Below are 21,101 nucleotides of genomic sequence, written 5' to 3'. Positions count from 1 at the left end.
AGATGAAAACAGATCATAAAGAATATACCATTACAGCGTATACAGAAGATTATTTAGGATTGATCGGCCGTATCAATGCTATTTTTTCAAGAAGAAGAATTTCTATGGTGACCTTCAATGTTGGTCCTTCAGAAATAGAAAAAGTTAAAAAGTTTGTCATTGTGATCAGAGAAACGGAAGATTCTGTTCAGAAAATCAGCAGACAAATGGAAAAGCAGATAGACGTTCTGGAAGTACATTATCACAGAACCCCTTATCTGACAGCAATAGAACACGCTAGCTAAAAAATAAACATCATAATCAATAACAAATAAAATCAAAAAAAATGGCAAAATTGAATTTTGGAGGAGTAGAAGAGAACGTAGTAACGAGAAATGAATTTCCGTTGGAAAAAGCTCAGGAAGTATTAAAAAATGAAGTCGTAGCAGTAATTGGATACGGAGTACAGGGACCGGGACAGGCTTTGAATCAGAAAGATAACGGAGTGAATGTCATTGTAGGACAGAGAAAAAACTCAAAATCATGGGATAAAGCAGTAGCAGACGGATTTGTACCGGGAGAAACTTTATTTGAAATCGAAGAAGCTTTAGAAAAAGGAACCATTATCTGCTACCTTCTGAGCGATGCCGCACAGATTGAATACTGGCCAAAAGTAAAGCAACATCTTACCCCAGGAAAAGCGTTGTATTTCTCTCATGGTTTCGGAATCACCTTCAGCGAACGTACAGGAATCGTTCCTCCAGCTGATGTAGATGTATTTCTGGTAGCACCAAAAGGTTCAGGAACCTCATTGAGAAGAATGTTTCTGCAGGACAGAGGTTTGAACAGCAGTTTTGCCGTTTATCAGGATGCAACAGGAAAAGCAAGAGAAAGAGTAACGGCATTGGGGATTGCCATAGGAAGCGGATATCTTTTTGAAACCGACTTTAAAAAAGAAGTATACAGCGACCTTGCCGGAGAACGAGGAACATTGATGGGAGCTGTACAGGGAATATTTGCCGCTCAGTATGATGTATTGAGAAAAAACGGACACAGCCCTTCCGAAGCCTTTAATGAAACGGTAGAAGAACTGACCCAGTCATTAATGCCATTGGTAGCAGAAAACGGGATGGACTGGATGTATGCCAACTGCAGTACCACAGCCCAGAGAGGAGCTTTGGATTGGTGGAAGCGTTTCAGAGATGCCACTTCACCTTTATTTGAAGAGTTGTATGATAACGTAGCTAAAGGAAATGAAGCACAGCGTTCAATAGATAGTAACAGCAAGCCGGATTATCGTGAAAAACTGGAAGTTGAGCTTACCGAATTAAGAGAAAGTGAAATGTGGAAAGCAGGCAAGACCGTACGAAGTCTGAGACCCGAAAACAATTAATACTTATTACAGATGATGAAAGAGGGAATAAGTTCCTCCGTTTTAGAGAATGTCTATAAAGCGGAGGAACGATTAAAAGATGTAGTGGTAAAAACACCTTTAGCTGTCAATAATAATCTGTCAGCTATTTATGAGGCGAATATTAGTTTTAAAAGAGAAGACCTTCAAAGGGTAAGATCCTATAAAATCAGAGGAGCATACAATAAGATGGCAACGATGTCACAGGAAGAACTTTCAAAAGGAGTGGTGTGTGCCAGTGCCGGAAACCATGCGCAGGGAGTGGCGTTTGCGTGTCATGCAATGAAAGTGAAAGGGACTATTTTTATGCCTTTACCAACACCCGGACAAAAGCTTGAACAGGTAAAAATGTTCGGAGGAGAATACATAGACGTCATTTTGTACGGAGATACATTTGATGCTGCCAAAGATGCTGCGATGAGGTTTTGTAAAGACAATAACAGTGCATTTATTCATCCTTTTGATGATCCTGCCATTATTGAAGGGCAGGCCACAACGGCACTCGAGATTCTTGAACAGTCAGAAGGTATTGTTGACTATCTTTTTGTCCCGATAGGTGGCGGTGGATTAGCAGCAGGAATTTGTTCCGTATTTCAACATCTGTCACCACAGACAAAAATTATTGGGGTAGAACCTTCAGCGGCAGCAAGCATGAAAAAAGCGCTGGAAAATGGAAAACCTGTTCTTCTTGAAAAGATAAGCAGGTTTGTAGATGGAGCTGCTGTGCAGAAGGTAGGAGATCTCACTTTTGAACGTTGCAAAGATATTCTCTATGATATGGTTATGGTAGATGAAGGACTCGTATGCGAAACCATATTGTCATTATATAATAAAGATGCTATTGTGGTAGAACCTGCGGGAGCACTTTCTGTGGCTGCCTTGGAAAAATACAGGGAAGAAATACAGGGTAAAAATGTAGTCTGTATCATCAGCGGAAGTAATAATGACATTACCCGTATGGAAGAAATCAAAGAGAAAGCATTACTGTATGCAGGATTGAAACATTACTTTTTGGTGAGATTTCCACAGCGCCCCGGAGCATTGAAAACTTTTGTAATGGATGTGTTAGGACCTGATGATGACATTACCTATTTTGAATACACCCAGAAAAATTCAAAAGAAAAAGGAATTGCGGTGGTAGGAATAGCTTTAAAACAAAACAAAGATTTCACCCCTTTGATCGATAAGATGAAACAATATGATTTTTTTGTCAACTACCTGAATAATGATCCATCACTGATGAATTTACTTATTTAAAAAGAAAATTTATTAAAACAGAAATTTTTCTTTTAACGACCATATGAATGACATAAGAAACTGCAGCGTCAAGAAAATGAATTCTGTGAACGTTAAAAAAACTCTACTGTCTGAGTGCGGGACACAATATGATTCTAAACATATATTGCTACCGCACGAGTTTAGAGGTTTTTAGAGAACAGGTTTCATTTTTAGCGGAAGTTTCTAAGTCTTGAATTTTTGGTTCTTTTGTTTCAAGACAAAAGAAGTATCATTAATTAAAAATTATTTTAAACCATTACTGATTAAGTTTTTAAGAATAATGAAGAAAATATCTTCAGATATTTAATAAGCAGAACACTTCATTCAAATTCATTTGAATCTTAACTTTCCTTATAACCTAAATTTTTCTTAATGGTTCCAAATTATATTCAATAATTATTTCGTTTTCAAACAGATTCTAAAAACACAATGATGAAAAAAGCTTCACAATCTGTGAAGCTTTTTATTTTATCTTTCTAACGAAAAATTAGAAATTACTTTTGGACGTTCTGCTTCATTAGCAACTTTCCAGGATGTTCTATACATCCATTCCGTCATTTTATACAACTTTTTGTAGTTGATGTTTTCAGATTCATCCTGTGGAGTATGGTACTGATCATGCAGTACACTCGTGAAGAATATAGAAGGAATACCGATTTTAGCATAAGGAAGATGATCGCTTCTGAAATAGAAGTATTCAGCATGGCTCGGAGAATCCCAATCTTTCAGATATTTGAATTTCGTACTCTCATTATTGGCCTCTTCAGCCATTTTTACAAGCTCTTCAGAATTTTTGTGCGGAGCATTTCCTCCCAATAAAGCAGCCTCGTTATTGTCATTTCTTCCAATCATATCACCATTAAGTACGGCAATAATTTTCTCTTTAGGAACAACAGGATGAGCTGCATGCCATCTTGAACCCAGCAATCCTCTTTCTTCAGCCCCATGGAAAACAAACAGGATACTTCTTTTTCCAGGCTGCTTTTTGTAAGCTCTTGCCATTGCCAGCATTGCCACACAGGTACTTGCATTATCATCAGCACCATTGTAGATGGTATCATTCTTTACAGGATGTCGGATTCCGTCATGATCCTGGTGCCCGCTTAATAAAACATATTCGTTTTTAAGAACAGGATCAGTACCTTCTATTTTTCCGATGATATTCACTGATGGATATTTGTAAGTTTCAGTGATCAGGTTCAGAGAAGCTTTAGGATTGTTTTTTACCCAGCCTGCATTTTCCCTTTTGATCCATAAAACAGGAATGTTATTGGTGATTTTCTCTCTTAATCCTTCTACGCCGTAGCTTCCTCTAGTCATTTGAGGGAGTACTTCTACCCAGCTTTGTTCAGAAGTATCATCGGTAATGAAGATAATGGCTTTCGCTCCCAATTCAGAAGCTTTATTGTAATATTTATTCCTTACAAATCCTGGATATCTTCTTACAAAAAGGGTCATATCCTTAGAGATATTTTTATCTGAAGCATTTACAGCAAGTACTTTTCCTTTGATATTTAATTTTGCCAGATCTTCAGGTTCGGCGTTTCCTGTATACACAATGTCAGCATCTATAGAAGCATTCACAGGCTCTGCAACCAGAAAATCTTTCCATAGTTTTAAGCTGTTATCTCCAATTTTCAGACTGCTTTGAGGGATAATCTGATGTCTGTACATGTCAAAAAACTGGAAAAATGTTCCGTTATCTCCGGCAGGTTTCATCCCAGCTTCTTTTGCTTTGTCGGCAAGCCACATGGAGACTTTCAATTCATCCAGCGTTCCTGCTTCACGGCCCCAGAACTGATCTGCGGCAAGCTGATACATATTGGTACGAAGATCAGATTCTTTGATGGCAGAAACCAAAGGTTTTTTATAATTCTGAGCATTTCCCAGCGTAAACAGGAAAAGGCCCAACAGAGAGAAAATGTAATTTTTATTCATAGCAGTATTTAATTAAATTCAGCTAATTTCTCTGAAAACTGTTTTGAAAATTCTTTTCTGTCTTCTTCCAGTTTTTCCTTTGTAGAAGGTAAAATATAATTAAAAAGGATCTTGTCTTCATTGTCTAAAAAGATAATTTCCTTTTCGTTCCCATCGATCATCTGTGAGAAAATTTCCCACATTGGAGTGTCTTTTAATTTTAATAATTCAAAAAACTGTTCTGCTTTGATTTCGATTTTCTGCATGTTCTTTTTTATATAGTATCGGTTAATATTTCTGAATTTACATTCAAAAATAAAGATTTTGTCTTTTTCTGACGATTAAAACTCGAGAAACTTCAGTTTAAACTGAATCGCAAAGTTTTCTTTGAAATGAGGAGTTGCGTAATAACCCACTCTGTAGAATAGACCCAGATTAAAATAGCTGGAAAGGAAATTGTTCCATTCCAAACCTACTTCCTGATACAGGTGATCCAGCTTCCTGAACTTAAACTGATGGTATTCCGGATGCTTCATATCTCCGATAGTTCCTCTCAGAACAAAATCAAAACTGGAAACATTGTGCCCGAAACTCTTGAAATACCAAGGCAGCTTGTGAGTGAAGTAATACGCAATAAACCTGTCATTATAATATTTTCCTCCTTCCAGGGTAGCAAATCCAAGGTAAGAAGTAAGGTTAAAATTGAAATCTTTTCCCGGAGAAGCAAGCCCATTCATCGTAAAGTTTTTCCAGATTGGAGCTTCACCCAAAACAGCACCTCCGTACAGCCTGAAACCGGTAGTCCCGATCGGTGTCTTGAAGTTATGAACAAAAAGGGCGTCAAAACGGGAATAATTAAAGTTCCCCTGCAGGAGTTTGTAACTCTGCTCATAATTAAAATACAACTCAGGATATTTCTGGTCAATCAGAGATTTTCCCTGGGGAGTCATAATATTGGTTGAATTCGGAGAATATTTTAAGGTAAAAAGTGTATTGAAATTTCTGTATGAAGTCCCTCTGTCTCTGAACTGATAATCAAATTCTGCCTCTTCTGTATTTCTTCTAACGGCAAGTGCAAGGGTAAGACCATTCGTTACGTCATTCATATACGATAAAGATGCTCCTTTGAAGTGAAAGTATTTATCATTATTCAGGTTATTCCCGAAATTCATCGTCCTCATTTTGAAGTTCCAGAGTTTTCGGTTAAACTCTCCAGATGCGGTTACATCATCATACACCTCAAATCTGAAAATTGAGTTTTTTTCCAGCGAGGTTTTCATATCAAGCCCCATTCCATATTTCCATCTTCTGTCTTTTACACCGTATGCAAAATAATAGTCCGGTGAAAAATAAGGGTTGAAATTTTCATTAAGCTTGGCTTTTAAACCTAATCTGAAGCCTTCATAAGAGTTATAGTTGACAATTTCATCCACCGCGAAATCTACAGAACCTACTCTGATCTGCCCGTTTAGTAATCCGGATAAGATCTGTGCTTTACTGTCGATTTTATATTTTTTACCTAAACTGTCGATGGTCTTATAGGTATTTTGTTCTCTTTCAGTAAGAGGTTCCGTTCTGTAACGGTCCAGAGAATGGCCGTCAATATTTTTTACGGAAAAAGTATAGCCTTTGAAATCTTTGGGATTCTCTTCGATGGGAGCTTCAAAGTCAAAATATTTTGAGGTGAGGAAAGCATAGGTGCCAAAGCTTTTTTTGTCTTTCTTATCGTCAGCATGCTCCTTGTCGTCCATCGCCATTTTACCCATTTTAAGCTTGGTTTTTTCATGGGCAAGGAACCATTTGTTATTGTAGAATACCCATGTACTGGTAATAATTCCGTCGTTTTTATTTTTGCTGAAATTTTCAATCTTTTTGATTCCGTAGGTTTCCATATCTACATAAATGGCACCGTTATACTTTCGTTTTCTGTCCGGTTTTTTGTAATTGACTTCACGGAAACGGATCACAAAATTTTTTCTCCCATCAAGAGTAACGGTATCCGAGAGAAAGAACCTGTAAAGTCCTCTGTTCTCAGGCTTCACCTGCTCAGGAACAATGTCCCTGTTACTCTGCTGGAGCGCGATCATTTCATAGATAGGCTGCTTCAGACCAGAAATTCTGTTGTCCAGGATATTGATCTTTTCGCCATATTTTTTGGAATATAAAAACTCCTGTGCCCTTTCCCAGAGAAAGAGTTTACTTTTTGAAAATACTTTTCTTGCGGAAATATTATTTAATGAGTCTTTTTCCCTTTTTTTCTTGAAAATGTTTAAATCATTGAAATACTGATTAAACTGTGTAAGACTGTCTTCATCAATATCGAGGGATATTTTTTCGTAGGATTTATAGGAGTAGGAGCCTAAGCTTTTTGGAGAGTTTTCGTTAAAAAGTTTATTTACTTTTTTCAGAATTTCCAAGGCCCGGGGATCACTTTTATCTTCAATAACTACAGCTTCAATACTGGTGGTTTTTGATGATTTTTTGAGTAGGGAAATCTCCATACTGCTTTCAACTGATATTGTTTCTTTTTGGTAAGAATCAGCGTCAATATCAATGTTTTTGCATCCTGTTTTAAATTCCAGAACGCCCTGTTCATTCGTGTATCCAATGACGGTGTTGTCACACGATACTTTTGCATTAAAAACAGGCTTTTGACTGGCGTCATCCACAACCTTAATTTTTGATTGCGAATACCCCAAAAAGCAGATCAGAAAAAATAATAACAGTAAACCTCTTTTCATGTAAAATTACTAGGTCAAAATTAATGATATTTATTGTTCTGGAAAAGTTTTTAACATAGTATAACATTGATTTAATCTAATGTTTTTATGGACTTTGTGCCTTATAAAACTGAATGATGGGAACACTCAGATAGTCTTTCTGCATTTCCTGGAAATTTTGAATAAAAAAACTCCTGAATCTGGTTGGTTCAAGAGTTTTTTGATCAGTTGTTATTTTGTACTTTCAGATGGCTTATTGATCATCCAAAGCTTTCATAAATTCAATAATATCATCTATTTCTTTATCTGTAAGCTGTAACGGCGCATCAGACAGCGTCTGGTTTTCTACTTTAAAGCCAAAACCTTTTCCACCGCCTTTATTATAGAAATTCATCACTTCTTTCAATGTTTTGTATCCTCCGTTGTGCATATAAGGAGCTGTTTTATTGATATTTCTAAGGGTTGGAGTTTTGAAGGAATGCTGTAATGAAGGTACTGTTTCATGAAACTTTCCTCTCCCCAGGTCATGGTCAAAAGTTTTATTTTCTCCATTGATTGCCGTTCCTAAAACCTCCTGTTCGGTTTTCTTGAAATTGGGAGGAACGGTACCATTAAATAACGGAACAAAATGACATATCGCACATTGGGCTTTTCCAACAAAAAGATTGAATCCTTGCTTTTGGCTTTCCGTCATTGCTGACTTATTTCCTCTCATATAATTATCAAAAGCAGAATTGAATGTTGATAAAGAACGAATATAACTCGCCAGTACATTTTGAAGCTGCCAAACCTCTGTTTTTTGAGAATGGTAAATCTTTTTAAATGCCGCCTGATAATTTTTATCCTGATTTATTTTGGCCAGAATTACATTCAGATCACCATGCATTTCTTCTTTATTGGAGATTACATCCGAACTCTGTCCTTCCAGATCATCCTTTCTCATATCCCAGAACTGACCATGCTGATAGCCTGCATAGTTGAGAGAAGGAGCATTTCTTGCAAGCTCCGAATTTTCCAGGGACATAGATCTTGCAAGCCCGTCAGTAAATGCTTTCTCAGGAATATGACACGTTGCACAGCTTCGGTTATTGTTGTTGGAAAGGATTTTATCATTAAAAAGCTGATGCCCGAGAGCTGCCTTTTCTTCAGAGAATGCATATTCTTTTCCTGGAGTAAAAGCATTAGGATTAAAAGCATTTTTAGCAAAAAAAGTAGCTGCATTTTTGTTTAAAGCTGTCGTCACCTCAACATCCGGGATTTTCTCCTGATTTTTAAAATCCAGCATCAGAGCGGTGATCTTATTCAAATGTTCAGGGATAAAACTGGCGTAATCAAACGTATTTTTGTCTGTATTTTTTTTCAGAACTTCAATGGCTGAATTGATTTCTGCAATGATACTTTTTAAGGCTTTGCTTTTCGAGCGTTCAGTGGAAATTTGTTCCAAAGTCTCTTTGATCCCTTCCAGCGAAGAAGGCATTTCCTGTAAAAATATTCCGGAAACCGAAGTGTCAAAACCTGCAATTCCCAAACTTGAAATTCTGAAAGTTTCCTGTCTTAAGGCGTCAAAAACCTGGTCTTTACTGATGGTAATTATCTGAAAGTTGGTTGCTATGGTATTGCTTTTATTGATGAGCTTATTGAGCATTCTGGTAACCTCATCTTTATTTCCTTTATCATAGGGATACAACATTTCTTCCAAGACCTGCAGTCCTTCGGGTTCTATTTCTGTATGCTCATCCATTTCTATTTCAGGAAGAGCTGGACCATTGATAAACCTTGCAGAGTGGGGAAGAAAATATTCTACAGCCCATTCCATTTTTTTATAGGTTTTTCGGATATCCTGAAATTTTTCCTGAAGAAGTTTTTCATCAGAATCTTTAGAAATAAGGGCTGTCAGTTCATTGATCTGTTTTTCAAAATCAGTATTGGTTTTGATAATCCTGCTTTTTACAGAACCAAGATCTTCATACACGGGCTGCTGTTTATCATTTTTACAATAATAAAGTGTAAAAAGTGCTGCTGCACAGTATAAGAAAAGAAGAATTGGGTATTTTGAAAGTTTATTCATAAGTATGAAAAAGTATCAACAGAGATTTTCTATTGATACTTTAATTTGATATGAAGGAATTAAAACTATTTTTCTACGTTTCTGATAATTACAATCTGTCCACCTTCTTTATTGGTGTTGATTCCGGAACCGTCAGGATTTTTGAATTTATCCAGCTGCCAGGTATGAGAGTGAATATTCACAGAGAAAGTATTCGGGATTCCGATGATGTCAGAAATATCCACCATTGCTCCGAATTCCCATGACCCGAATTTCTGAAGGTCTCCGGATTGGTTATAAGCAGTCTGCCAAGCAGAATCACTTCTGTTGTGCTTCATATTCAACCATGGTTTGTATTGCTTTGTAGCGATATTCAATTGCCAGATATAAGAATCGTGGTTCGCATTTTTGTAATAAGAATCTCCGTCTTCCTGAATGTAAACAAAGTTTTCAGTCACACATAAGTTGTCAGGATTGATAAGATTATTTCCTGGGTTAGAATCTCCTTCTGCAACTACTTCCAGCTTTCCTGTCAGCATATTATTGGAATTCAGAACAAGCTTATAAACTCTTCCCCACATGGTTAATCCTGCTTTCGGGTTTACACCGTCAGAAGATTCTCCGGTAGCGGTAAAGTAAATTTCTCTTCCTTTTCCAGCTCCCTTTCTGTAATCTACATCTTCCACTCTTGAAAAACGGATCGCGTTGTTATCAATGTTTTTCTGATTAATCTGAGCGCCAGTAAGATTTTTAGCGTTAGGAATTTCAACGAATTCTACATCGTAGCTGCTTCCTTTCGTCATATCCGTTTCAGTATAATTGCTGTTGGTTCTTTTTAAAGAATACAATTTACCGTTATCAAGATCTCCCTGTGTATCGGCAACGTACATGATCAACTGTCCTGCTGACTGGTGAGAAGAAGAATAAGACTGGTCTTCACCAATGATGATATAAGATTTTCCATTGGAAACATCTTTAGGAAGCGGAACTGCATTTTCCATTGAAGCCTTTCCCAAAGCAGGTTTTACTCTTGTCTTATCCGATGCCTGAGATACTGCTGCCAGTGGATTCAATGCATGAACCATACTTTCTTCACCAGATTCTCCGGCAGTAAGAAAAGCACTGAAACCATGAATTTCAGGAGTTGCCAATGTCGCGGAGCATAATCTTGTCATTCCTCCGGTTCCATTTAAAATATATTCTCCTTTTACAGGCTTAAATGTTTTATCTAAATAAACTCTTGATACAGACTGTTTGATCTCATGATTGGTGATCATCAGGTAACCGTCAGAGTTTGGATCTTTCATGATTCCCATTCCATCCGGCTGACCTCCGAAAACGAAATCAGGAGAACCTGAAAGAACATCAGAGCTGGAAATAAGGGTGGTAATATTTAAATTTTCAAAACCAGGCATCCCAAAAACGAAAGCAGGTTCTTTAGAAAAATTTTCAAGTTTGATTTTGTCATTGACAGGTGTGTCAGAGTTCCCGTTATTGTCATCGTTGCAGCCTTGAAATACAAGGGAAGCAAAGAGTAGGGCTCCGATAGTTTTGTTAATTTTCATGATTTCATTTTTTGAATTTCGATTATGGCAAAACTAAAGGTATAGTGTTAACTAAGTTTTAATAAGACAAAACAAATAGTTTAAGATTAGATGATGGTTTGTTAAGATAAGGTCAATAATTAGAACGGATATAAATAAAAAAACTTTGATGAATATCTGAGTAATAAGAAATGCTATATTGTAATGCAGAGACGCTAAGTCTTTTAGATATCTACTTTTTTCATTCGCAAAGGCATTCTATTTAGCAAAAAACGCAATCATTTTATGGCTGAGTGTAACGACTTTGCGAACGAAAATATATAAGATAAAATGGATATTTCTTTGCGATCTTTAGCATTAAAAAGGTATAACGGGCCTGTATCATCTTTCCTAAATTACTTTAGTCTCCCACAGATTTCACGAATTACACAGATATTTGAGGCGAAGTATGATTATTGCATGCGCTTGGTCAGAATCAATGAAGTTGATTCCATTCTTTGCCTCCTGAAATTATAAAGTATTATAGAAAAAACTTTGCGTTAAAATAAGATGATATACTGTAAAAAACAACCCCGGCTGTCTCAATTCTGAGACAGCCGGGGCTAAAATTTATAATAGATATTTCTATTTTAGAGAGTCAAAGCTTTCTGGTAAGCATTTTCTAAACCATCAAGGTTTTTACCACCAGCGGTAGCAAAGCCTGGATTTCCACCACCACCGCCTTGGATCTCTTTAGCAAGATCTTTTACGATAGCACCAGCTTGGTATTCTGCAGCCAGATCATCAGAAACTCCAATGGTAATCATTGGTTTTCCGTCTGCATCAGAAAGAATGATCGTTACAGAACTAGGGATTTCTCTCTTCAACTGGAATACGATGTCTTTTACAGAACCTGCATCCAGAGAAGTTTTCTTTACAAGAAGCTGTTTGTTCCCTTTCTGCTCATAAGCATTCTTCCATTCACCGATTTCTCCTTTTGCTTTTTCCTTTTTAAGGGCATCTACTTCAGCCTTCAATGATGTATTTTCTTCGATCAGTTTTTCAATAGATCTTACCACATCTTTAGACTTTAATAGCTGAGAAAGTTCAATGATCTGTTTTTCAAGATTGTTGAAATACTCTTCAGATTTATCTCCTGAAATAGCTTCAATTCTTCTGATTCCCGCAGCAGCAGAACCTTCAGAAGTGATTTTGAAATGACCGATTTCGCTGGTGTTTTTTACGTGAGTTCCTCCGCAAAGTTCTTTTGAACTTCCAAACTGGATCATTCTCACACTGTCACCATATTTTTCACCAAATAAAGCCATTGCTCCTTTCTCCAAAGCTTCCTGGATAGGAATATTTCTGAATTCCTGTAAAGCAATGCTATCTTTGATCTTTTTGTTTACTTTTTCTTCAATTAATGCCAGTTCTTCCTCGGTCATTTTGTTGAAATGAGAGAAGTCGAAACGAAGATAGTCAGGCCCTACATACGAGCCTTTCTGCTCTACGTGAGTTCCTAAAACATCTCTTAAAGCTTCATGCAGAAGGTGAGTCACAGAGTGGTTTCCCTGAGAATTTTTTCTTTCGGAAGCATTTACTTTAGCATAGAAAACAGCGCCTGCATCTTTCGGAAGACCATTGATCAACGAAATAATCAGTCCGTTCTCTTTTTTAGTTTCCAATACTTCGAAGCTCTCAACAGCATTTTCCAGAACACCTTTATCTCCAACCTGTCCACCACCTTCAGGGTAGAAAGGAGAGTTGCTTAGTACCACCTGATAAAATTCTCCGTCTTTATTTTCTACCTTTCTGTATCTTGTAATATACGTTTCAGATTCAGTCTGGTCATATCCTACAAATATTTCAGGCTTCGATTCAAGATTTACCCAGTCATATACTTTCTGAGCAGAATCTGCTTTGGAACGAAGCTTCTGTTTTCCCATTTCAGCTTTGAAACCTTCTTCATCAATAGTTAATCCTTTTTCTTCAGCAATAATTCTTGTTAAATCGTCAGGGAAACCGTAAGTGTCATAAAGCTCGAAAACCTCTTCACTTGGTAATACTTTCTGATTATCTGCAATCGTCTGCTGGATCAGTTTTTCTACTCTGATCAGACCGTTTTCAATTGTTTTTAAGAATGAATCTTCTTCACTTTTGATCACTTCACCAACCAGTTTTCCTTGTTTTTCAAGTTCAGGGAAGAAAGGACCCATTTGCTCCTGAAGAACAGCCACCAATTTGTAAAGGAAAGGTTCTTTCATATCCAGGAATCTGTAAGAATAAGAAATTCCTCTTCTTAAAATTCTTCTGATTACATACCCTGCACCTCCGTTTGATGGTAATTGCCCGTCTGCAATAGCAAAAGAAACCGCTCTGATATGGTCTACCACAACACGGATGGCAATATCTTTTTCGTCTTCTAAAATTCCTGTGTATTTCTTGCCTGAAAGTTCTTCAACCTTAGCAATAAGCGGAGTGAAAACATCTGTATCATAGTTGGAAGATTTCCCTTGAAGCGCCATACAAAGACGTTCAAAGCCCATTCCCGTATCTACGTGCTGAGCAGGAAGTTTCTCTAACGATTTATCTGCTTTTCTGTTGAATTCCATGAAAACCAGGTTCCATACTTCTACAACCTGTGGATGGTCGTTATTCACTAATTCAAGTCCTGAAACTTTAGCCTTTTCTTCTGGTGTTCTCAAGTCAACATGGATTTCTGAACACGGTCCGCATGGTCCGCTTTCCCCCATTTCCCAGAAGTTATCTTTTTTATTTCCGTTGATAATTCTGTCTTCTGAAATGTGAGATTTCCAGAAATCATAAGCATCCTGATCTCTGTCCAGATTTTCAGAAGCATCACCTTCAAAAATCGTTACGTATAAATTTTCTTTTGGAATTCCGTATACTTCAGTCAGTAATTCCCAGGCAAAAGCAATAGCCTCTTTTTTGAAGTAATCCCCGAAAGACCAGTTTCCTAACATTTCAAACATGGTATGGTGGTAAGTATCTCTACCTACATCATCCAGGTCATTGTGCTTCCCTGAAACTCTCAGACACTTTTGTGTATCGGCAATTCTAGGGGCGGTAGGCGTTTTGTAGCCAAGGAAAAAATCCTTGAACTGCGTCATTCCGGAGTTGGAAAACATAAGGGTAGGATCGTCTTTCAGCACAATAGGAGCTGAAGGAACAATAAGATGCCCTTTACTTTTAAAATAATCTAAAAATTTTTGACGTATCTCTTGTGATGTCATAGTATTGCTTTTGCTTTTTTTAATATCAAATTTTGATAAGATGCAAATTTACTATTTTTAAGCGATTTGTAATAATTTTATGCTATGTTTTGAATGGTGCTGAGTGAGTTTGCCGGATATTTGTTTCTTTCATTACAGACCCCGCATAAACCTGTAAGGTTTGCAGAGCTATGAGAAAAGATTCTTATTTTATATCTTCTTAGGAATCAATTTAAATGTTTTATTTTGGCGTAAAGAATTTCCTATGAAATATAGTGTCGTATTTTTATTCTTAACAATATTCGTTTATTCTCAAAAACGCGTGTCAAATACGGATGTTACCAACTTCTGGAAAGCCTATGATCTGGTACAGAAATCTAAGGACTCTTTGAAACAGATGGAAATTATCAATTCAGAGTATCTGGAGAAAGCAAGCCCGGCACTTAAGGCACTGATAAAAATGGATACAATGAATGCTTCAGATTACGTAAGAAGTATTAATACAATACCAAAGCGCTGGAATAAAGTACGTGCGCAGACGTTGAAGATAGCACAGCAGAATTACGATATAGAAAAATTGTATATGTCTTTTAAAAAAATATACCCACTATTTTACAGTCCTCAGATCAGCTTTGTGATAGGTACTTTTAACAGAGGAGGAACGACAACCCGTGAATTTATTTTAATAGGAACAGAAGTTGCCGCACTTACCTCACTTTCTGATTCGGAGATCAAACTTTCTACAGAATATAATATTGCCCATGAGCTGGTGCATGTACAGCAGGACTATATCAACGGAGTGAATAATGAAGAAGAATATCGTGATCTTGATTTATTAGGCTGGGCTTTGATGGAAGGCTCCTGTGACTTTGTTGCTGAAAAGCTTTTGGGTAAACTTCCCCATATTGCTTATATGGATTATGGCAAACAGCATGAAGAACAGCTTTGGTCAGATTTTAAAAAGGAGATGTATCAATACGATACAGATCAATGGATGTACAACGGAAGTCCCTCCAAAGATAAACCCGCAGATCTTGCCTATTTTGTAGGATATACAATCTGTAAGAGTTATTATGAAAAGGCCGCAGATAAAAAAGCAGCATTGAGAGAAATAATCAGCATCAATTATTCGAAAAGCGAACATCACGCATTTTTTATAAAATCAGGTTATATGAAGTAATAACCTTTAAAAATATTGAAGTTGAATAAACTTATAAGGTTTGGAGTATTTGAAACAAATGATAAACTCTATAATTTTGGAGTTATCCGTTTAACTTCCTACCTTCGTGATGATCTGATAAAGATAAAAAACATCCTTTCCCATAATGAAAAATGAAATTCTGAAAAGCTGGATAGAACAATATTCAGGACCTCTCCTGAAAAAAGCGCTGTATCTGCTTTCGAATAAAGAAGATGCTCAGGACGTAGTTCAGGAAGTTTTTCTTGCCGCTTACTCTGGATATGATTCTTTTGAAGCGAAAAGTCAGCCTCTCACCTGGCTGATGGCTATTCTGAATAGGAAAATTGCTGATTTTTACAGGAAAAAATATAAATCAGAGCCCAATATCAGACTGGATCATTTTTTCGATGAAACAGGATCATGGAAAAATAATGATGTTTTGAATGACTGGAATGTATCGGGAGAGGGAGATGAACTTTTAGACAATCATGATTTTAATAAAACATTGGAGGAATGCATTGAGGAATTGCCCTCCAGGTGGAAGATCCTGCTTAAAATGTATTATATAGAAGAAAAAAAAGCACCGGAAGTGAGTCAGGAATTGAATGTTTCTACGACTAACCTTTGGAAGATCCTTCAAAGAAGCCGGATGCAGCTAAGAGAGTGTCTGGAGTTTAACTGGTTTTCAAGATCATAAGTAATGATAAGAAAGATATTACATATACTATTTTTACCATGCAGCAAAGCAACCCTGCTCATGGAAAAACGAAGTGCCCAATCTATTTCTGCCAAAGAAAACAGGATGCTGAGCATGCACCTGATGATCTGCAAATGGTGCAGAATCTACAATGAAAAGCTGGTACTTCTGGATCAAGTTTTTAAAAAGACATTTTCTGAACAAAAAACTGAAATAAATGAGTCTGAAATTCAGGATTTTAAAAATAGAATGATCGATAAATTGAATTTCTAAGAAAAATTCTGTCAGGATTGTAAAAAGGCTCCGACTATACTATTGAAAACAATAAAGTATTCAATTAAAATCTTAAAACATGGTCGGAACAGTAAAGGAATCTAAAAATCAATTCACCCGAACAGGGTATTACGTCTCGCTTTTCGGAGCAGCACTTATTTTACTGTGGATCGGTATTTTCAAATTTACCCCTACAGAAGCTGTGGCAATAAAACCTTTGGTGGAAAACCATTTCTTAACTTTTTTCGTATATAAAATCATAAGCGTCCAGGCAGTGTCAAATCTTATCGGAACGATAGAAATTATCATTGCCTTACTCCTCATATTTAGTGCGAAATTTGCTGTACTGAAGAAGTATGCAGGAATAGGAATGATTGTCACTTTTCTGGTAACATTAAGCTATTTGTTTACAACGCCGGGAATGTGGAAAGTGGTGGATGGAGTTCCTGTGACAGATTTCTTTATTATAAAAGACCTGATGCTCTTAGGATTTGGATTAATGATCGTTCAAAATAATAAGTAATGAATAAAAAAGTAAATATGAAAAATATATTAATTGTACTCGGAATTGTTCTGGGTATAGCAGTATTTGCTGCAGGATCCGGGCTTTTTAAAAAAACGAAGCCCAATGAAGTGGAAGTAAAAAAAGAAAATGAGAAAATTATGGATAATAAAAACGTTAAAGAGATCTATTTTGCAGGAGGATGTTTCTGGGGAACAGAACATTTTTTTCAACAGATTCGTGGGGTTGTAGGAACAGATGTGGGCTATGCCAACGGAAATACTCAAAATCCTACCTATGAAGAAGTGGTAAGTCATACAACAGGTTTTGCTGAAACAGTGAAAGTGAAGTATGATCCTGAGCAGGTAGATCTGAAACTCTTAATTGACCTTTATTTTAAAACCATTGATCCTACCAGTAAAGATCAGCAGGGAAATGACAGAGGAAACCAGTACAGAACAGGAATTTATTTCACCAACAAAACAGATGAAGCGGTTGTAAAAGATGAAGTTCAGAAACTGGCAAAAAACTATAATAAACCTTTATTGGTGGAAACGATTCCATTAAAAAACTTCTACAGAGCAGAAGATTATCATCAGGATTATCTGGATAAAAATCCGGGAGGCTACTGCCACATTGAACCGGGACTTTTTGAAATGGCGAAAAAAGCAAATCCGCTTCCAAAGCCAGCTTATGAAAAACAGGATAAAAAAGTTTTAAAAGAAAAATTATCTGCAGAACAATATAACGTAACTCAGGAAAACGGTACGGAAAGACCTTTCCAGAATGAATACTGGAATGAAACCCGCGAAGGAATTTATGTAGATATTACCACAGGAGAACCTTTGTTTATTTCTACAGATAAATTTGAATCCGGCTGTGGATGGCCAAGCTTCTCAAAACCGATTACAAAGGCTTTGATTGACGAAAAACTAGATCGTACCCACGGAATGGACAGAGTAGAGGTAAGAAGTAAAACCGGTGATGCCCACTTGGGACACGTTTTCACAGACGGTCCTACAGATAAAGGAGGACTTCGCTATTGTATCAACAGTGCTTCTCTGAAGTTTATTCCAAAAGCTGAAATGGAAACAAAAGGATACGGAAAATATCTTCCGTTGTTAGATAAAAAGTAATGTGAAAGGAAGGCTGCCTGATGGCAGCCTTTTTATTTTGTATTAATGGGGTAATTGAAATCTTTCTTTGATGCTTAACATGGAAATATTCAGGAATATGAGAAAACCGAATATAAAATAATAGGTATCTTTTGGAAGTTCTGTGAGAAGCAATTGTATTTTTTCAAAAAAATCAGGTTTATATTCTGGTCTGATAACATCATTACACAACAAACATTCATATTCAGGATATTGCAGCTTAGGATCAATATAGCTGTAAACAGCAAAAATATGTCCTGTTTTCTCCATATCAATGGTATATTGTTCCTGTTTGGCAATTGCCAGATCATTCAAAACTGAAACAAAATCACCATAGGTATTATTTTGATCTAAAATAAACTCAATACCAGACTCTTTCTCATTTCTTTTTGGGAGGTTTCTTAGTTCGGAAACATACAATTTTGAGTTTTGTTTGGCTGTACCAGGTTCTATTTTTATTTTTTTATAATTCCAGTTTCTGTAAGGTTCAAAGCTTAAAGGAGATGCTTCTTTTTCTGGTTCATTTTTAGCAGGTATCCATATATCAATGACATTGAGATTAATGTTTTCAAACTTCTGATTTCCATAATACCAGAATAGAATCGGAATTACCAATGCACTAATCAGTCCGGGAACATAGTAAATCTTTTTCATAACCATCTTTTTTTATTAACCTGAAGGTTTTCTTTAATGCTGAGCATGGAGATATTTAAGAAAAATAAGAATCCGAAGATCATGTAAAATGATTGTTCCGGGAGCTTTTGTGCCAGGTCATCAATATCCATAAAATTGATATGCTTTTTTTTCACATCATCAAAGTACACTGTACATCCATCTCCATGATAACTTCTTTCAATTTTGTTAGGATTTTTATAAAAATGAACGGCAAAAAAATGACCTGTTTTTTCCATATCAACGCCATACGTATCCTGTTTGGAAATGGTCATAGCATCAATTAGAGCAATAAAATCCTGATAACTGTTTCCATCGCCGATTACAAATTCAATTCCAGATTCTTTTTTATTTCTGGCTTGAAGTTCTTTAAGTTGAGAAATATAGAATTTCTGATTTTGAAGAGCTGTATTAGGCTGTACAACAATCTTTTTATAATCCCAATTTCTATAAGGCTCAAAGGTATTGTCAAAAGTACTATTGGATCTAACTTTCGCAGGAAGCCCAAGATCCATTACCGTATATTGAGGATGTACTCTCTGATTTCCATAATACCAGAATAAAACTGGAATCAGAACGGCACTAATCAGTCCCGGAATGTAGTATATTTTTTTCATGGATAGTTTTAGCGGAACCTAATGAAAATTTTAAGCCAAAAAAAGTGATCCGAAAACGAACCACTTAAAAATAATCTTTAAATTCTAATCATTGAAACCTACCAATCTCTTTTTCTCAAAATCCAGTACGATCCGAATATGAAAACGGCAGACCACACCAAACATGCGATAAGACTTTCCGTAGGGTAGTGGAACTCATATTTTACGCCCATCATTTTAGCCATATTTAATCTCATCATTGGATTAGGAATAAGGCTTGACATACTTTCCAATGGTAAAAGATGCGTGATGAAAAAGTCATTCTGAAGAATATCATTTCTTTGCGGTCCCTGCATTCCTTTTACTTTTGAATACACTTCAAGGGCTGTTAAAATTCCTTCACCAATCCAGAAAACAAAAAGGGCAAGAAATACAAACACTGATTTTCTCAGCAAAATAGAAAGGAACATTAAGAAAGAAAAGAAAGTAAATAGCTTTACAAAGTAATTTCCAATGAAGAAAATCTCTGCAAAAACTTTTGTAGATTCTTTTGTATTTGAATATTGATAGCCCAGAAATATAGTAAGACCAAATACAATTACTGTAGAAACAATGGTGAAAATACTTATCGTCAGCAGTTTTGAAGTAATAAATTCTTTTCTGCTTAAGCCATCAATCGTATTCTGCTTGAACATTCGGTTGCTGAATTCCTGCGAAATAGAGAAAACAATGATCAGTCCCAGGAAAATCTTCAATAAAGCAACAATCCATGTGGTGGAATTCCAGATTTCGGGGAAATTATAAATCCCTTGCTCCTTTAAGTTAATGGTTCCTCCAAAAAGATCAAAATCAACCAATCCAATGAAAAGTAAAGCAATAAGAATAGCAAAATATAATATCGTAAAAACTTTGAACGGTTTATAGTTCAGGTTTTTGTAGTATTCCAGTTTTAATAATTTTATCATGACTAATTGGTGTTTTTTACAAGTTCAAGGAATTGAGATTCAAGAGATAGTTTTTTCTTGGCCAAATGAGACAAGAAAATCCCTTTCTCCGCCAATTTCTGATTCAGTGCCGAAGCTGAAATGGATGCATCATCACGGATCTGGGCTTTAATATAATCCCTGTCCTGATTGACGAAACTAAACCATGGTAGTTCATTCAGCGTATTGAAAAGTAGTGTATTGTTATCCGCTTTCAATTCAAAATAGCCATTGTTGGAAGTCATTTCGTCTACTCTTCCGCAGTAGATGGAGTTTCCTTCTTTTAAAACAATCACATGGCTGCATATTTTTTCTATTTCATCCAAAAGGTGGCTGGCAATAATGATCGTGATTCCCTGTTTTGCAATTTCACTGATGATTTCTCTGATCTGAATAATTCCTTCAGGATCCAGCCCGTTGGTTGGTTCATCTAAGATCATCACTTCCGGGTTGTTCAGCATAGCAGAAGCAATGGCCAGACGTTGTTTCATTCCCAAAGAAAAGGTTTTAAAAGTATCTTTTCTTCTCTCATACAGATTAACGGTTTTCAAAACTTCATCAATCCTTGAATAGGGAGTATTTTTAATTTCCGCCACAATTTTAAGGTTCGTTTCTGCACTTAAATAAGGATAGAAGTTGGGCTGTTCTATAATGGCTCCAATTCTTTTTAAAGTTTCAGGATCAGTTCCTTTTTTACCGAACCAAAACCAATCTCCGCTGGTAGGGTTGATGGTTGAAAGCAGCATTCCGAAAGTAGTGGATTTTCCGCTTCCATTGGGACCCAGGAGGCCATAGACATTTCCTTTTTCAACGTCAAAAGAGATATTGTTGACCACAACTCTTTTGAATTTTTTCGTCAAATTTTTTACTGATAAAATCTTTTCCATGTAATTTGTTTTACATAGTAGTAGTCTATCTAAATTAGATAATGTTACA

The 21,101-nt window shown here is 36.3% G+C and carries 18 protein-coding genes; 8 read left to right on the top strand and 10 right to left on the bottom strand.

The window, feature by feature from the left end:
- The first annotated feature begins 2 nt into the window (after positions 1-2).
- Genes GFU89_RS16845 through ilvA form a run of 3 tightly spaced genes read left to right on the top strand, consistent with a single transcriptional unit; the run spans position 3 to position 2,647 of the window.
- The gene (locus GFU89_RS16845) at positions 3-284 is read left to right on the top strand and encodes a hypothetical protein (protein WP_318848237.1); all 282 of its coding nucleotides are present in this window, start codon (positions 3-5) and stop codon (positions 282-284) included.
- A 41-nt stretch (positions 285-325) separates the two neighbouring features.
- Positions 326-1,372, top strand: a complete 1,047-nt coding sequence (ilvC, locus tag GFU89_RS16840) for a ketol-acid reductoisomerase (protein ID WP_318848236.1) — start codon at positions 326-328, stop codon at positions 1,370-1,372.
- 12 nt (positions 1,373-1,384) lie between these two features.
- Positions 1,385-2,647, top strand: a complete 1,263-nt coding sequence (ilvA, locus tag GFU89_RS16835) for a threonine ammonia-lyase (protein WP_318848235.1) — start codon at positions 1,385-1,387, stop codon at positions 2,645-2,647.
- Between the two features lie 489 nt (positions 2,648-3,136).
- On the opposite strand, the gene GFU89_RS16830 is transcribed toward ilvA, so the two are convergent.
- From GFU89_RS16830 to alaS, 6 genes are all read right to left on the bottom strand, one after another.
- Positions 3,137-4,606 carry a M20/M25/M40 family metallo-hydrolase gene (locus GFU89_RS16830; protein WP_318848234.1) on the bottom strand — a complete coding sequence of 490 codons (1,470 nt, stop codon included), beginning with the start codon at positions 4,604-4,606 and terminating at the stop codon, positions 3,137-3,139.
- 8 nt (positions 4,607-4,614) lie between these two features.
- A complete protein-coding gene (locus GFU89_RS16825) occupies positions 4,615-4,851 on the bottom strand; it encodes a hypothetical protein (RefSeq protein WP_213278487.1) in 237 nt (78 codons plus the stop codon).
- A 75-nt stretch (positions 4,852-4,926) separates the two neighbouring features.
- Entirely contained in the window at positions 4,927-7,254 is a 2,328-nt protein-coding gene (locus tag GFU89_RS16820) for a hypothetical protein (protein ID WP_318848233.1), read from the bottom strand.
- Between the two features lie 304 nt (positions 7,255-7,558).
- Positions 7,559-9,373: a cytochrome-c peroxidase gene (locus GFU89_RS16815; RefSeq protein ID WP_318848232.1), complete on the bottom strand. Its 1,815-nt coding sequence runs from the start codon at positions 9,371-9,373 to the stop codon at positions 7,559-7,561.
- 65 nt (positions 9,374-9,438) lie between these two features.
- Entirely contained in the window at positions 9,439-10,917 is a 1,479-nt protein-coding gene (locus tag GFU89_RS16810; RefSeq protein WP_318848231.1) for a hypothetical protein, read from the bottom strand.
- Between the two features lie 608 nt (positions 10,918-11,525).
- Positions 11,526-14,129 (bottom strand): alanine--tRNA ligase, encoded by a 2,604-nt coding sequence (gene alaS / locus GFU89_RS16805; RefSeq protein WP_318848230.1) that lies wholly within the window; start codon positions 14,127-14,129, stop codon positions 11,526-11,528.
- A gap of 244 nt (positions 14,130-14,373) precedes the next feature.
- Here alaS and GFU89_RS16800 point away from each other — a divergent pair, with 244 nt between their 5' ends.
- The 5 genes from GFU89_RS16800 (at position 14,374) to msrB (ending at position 17,896) form a co-directional block, all read left to right on the top strand.
- Entirely contained in the window at positions 14,374-15,288 is a 915-nt protein-coding gene (locus GFU89_RS16800) for a DUF2268 domain-containing putative Zn-dependent protease (RefSeq protein ID WP_318848229.1), read from the top strand.
- A 145-nt stretch (positions 15,289-15,433) separates the two neighbouring features.
- Positions 15,434-15,985, top strand: a complete 552-nt coding sequence (locus tag GFU89_RS16795; RefSeq protein ID WP_318848228.1) for a sigma-70 family RNA polymerase sigma factor — start codon at positions 15,434-15,436, stop codon at positions 15,983-15,985.
- A 60-nt stretch (positions 15,986-16,045) separates the two neighbouring features.
- A complete protein-coding gene (locus GFU89_RS16790; RefSeq protein WP_318848227.1) occupies positions 16,046-16,258 on the top strand; it encodes a hypothetical protein in 213 nt (70 codons plus the stop codon).
- Between the two features lie 79 nt (positions 16,259-16,337).
- Positions 16,338-16,781 carry a DUF417 family protein gene (locus tag GFU89_RS16785; RefSeq protein WP_318848226.1) on the top strand — a complete coding sequence of 148 codons (444 nt, stop codon included), beginning with the start codon at positions 16,338-16,340 and terminating at the stop codon, positions 16,779-16,781.
- A 17-nt stretch (positions 16,782-16,798) separates the two neighbouring features.
- Positions 16,799-17,896, top strand: coding sequence for a peptide-methionine (R)-S-oxide reductase MsrB (msrB, locus tag GFU89_RS16780; RefSeq protein ID WP_318848225.1), 1,098 nt, complete (start codon positions 16,799-16,801; stop codon positions 17,894-17,896).
- 42 nt (positions 17,897-17,938) lie between these two features.
- Here msrB and GFU89_RS16775 read toward each other — a convergent pair whose 3' ends face one another.
- The 4 genes from GFU89_RS16775 to GFU89_RS16760 all read right to left on the bottom strand — a co-directional run bounded on the left by GFU89_RS16775 (position 17,939) and on the right by GFU89_RS16760 (position 21,052).
- Positions 17,939-18,568: a hypothetical protein gene (locus tag GFU89_RS16775; protein WP_318848224.1), complete on the bottom strand. Its 630-nt coding sequence runs from the start codon at positions 18,566-18,568 to the stop codon at positions 17,939-17,941.
- On the bottom strand, positions 18,565-19,203 hold the full coding sequence (locus GFU89_RS16770; RefSeq protein WP_318848223.1) for a hypothetical protein: 639 nt from the start codon (positions 19,201-19,203) through the stop codon (positions 18,565-18,567). Before GFU89_RS16770 ends, GFU89_RS16775 begins: the two co-directional genes overlap by 4 nt.
- Before the next feature lie 98 nt (positions 19,204-19,301).
- The gene (locus GFU89_RS16765; RefSeq protein ID WP_318848222.1) at positions 19,302-20,147 is read right to left on the bottom strand and encodes an ABC transporter permease; all 846 of its coding nucleotides are present in this window, start codon (positions 20,145-20,147) and stop codon (positions 19,302-19,304) included.
- Between the two features lie 2 nt (positions 20,148-20,149).
- The gene (locus tag GFU89_RS16760) at positions 20,150-21,052 is read right to left on the bottom strand and encodes an ABC transporter ATP-binding protein (RefSeq protein ID WP_318848221.1); all 903 of its coding nucleotides are present in this window, start codon (positions 21,050-21,052) and stop codon (positions 20,150-20,152) included.
- Between the last annotated feature and the right edge of the window lie 49 nt (positions 21,053-21,101).

The sequence above is a fragment of the Chryseobacterium sp. JV558 genome, assembly GCF_033712365.1.
Taxonomy (GTDB): Bacteria; Bacteroidota; Bacteroidia; order Flavobacteriales; family Weeksellaceae; genus Chryseobacterium.
This window is presented reverse-complemented; position numbering and strand designations above follow the sequence as displayed.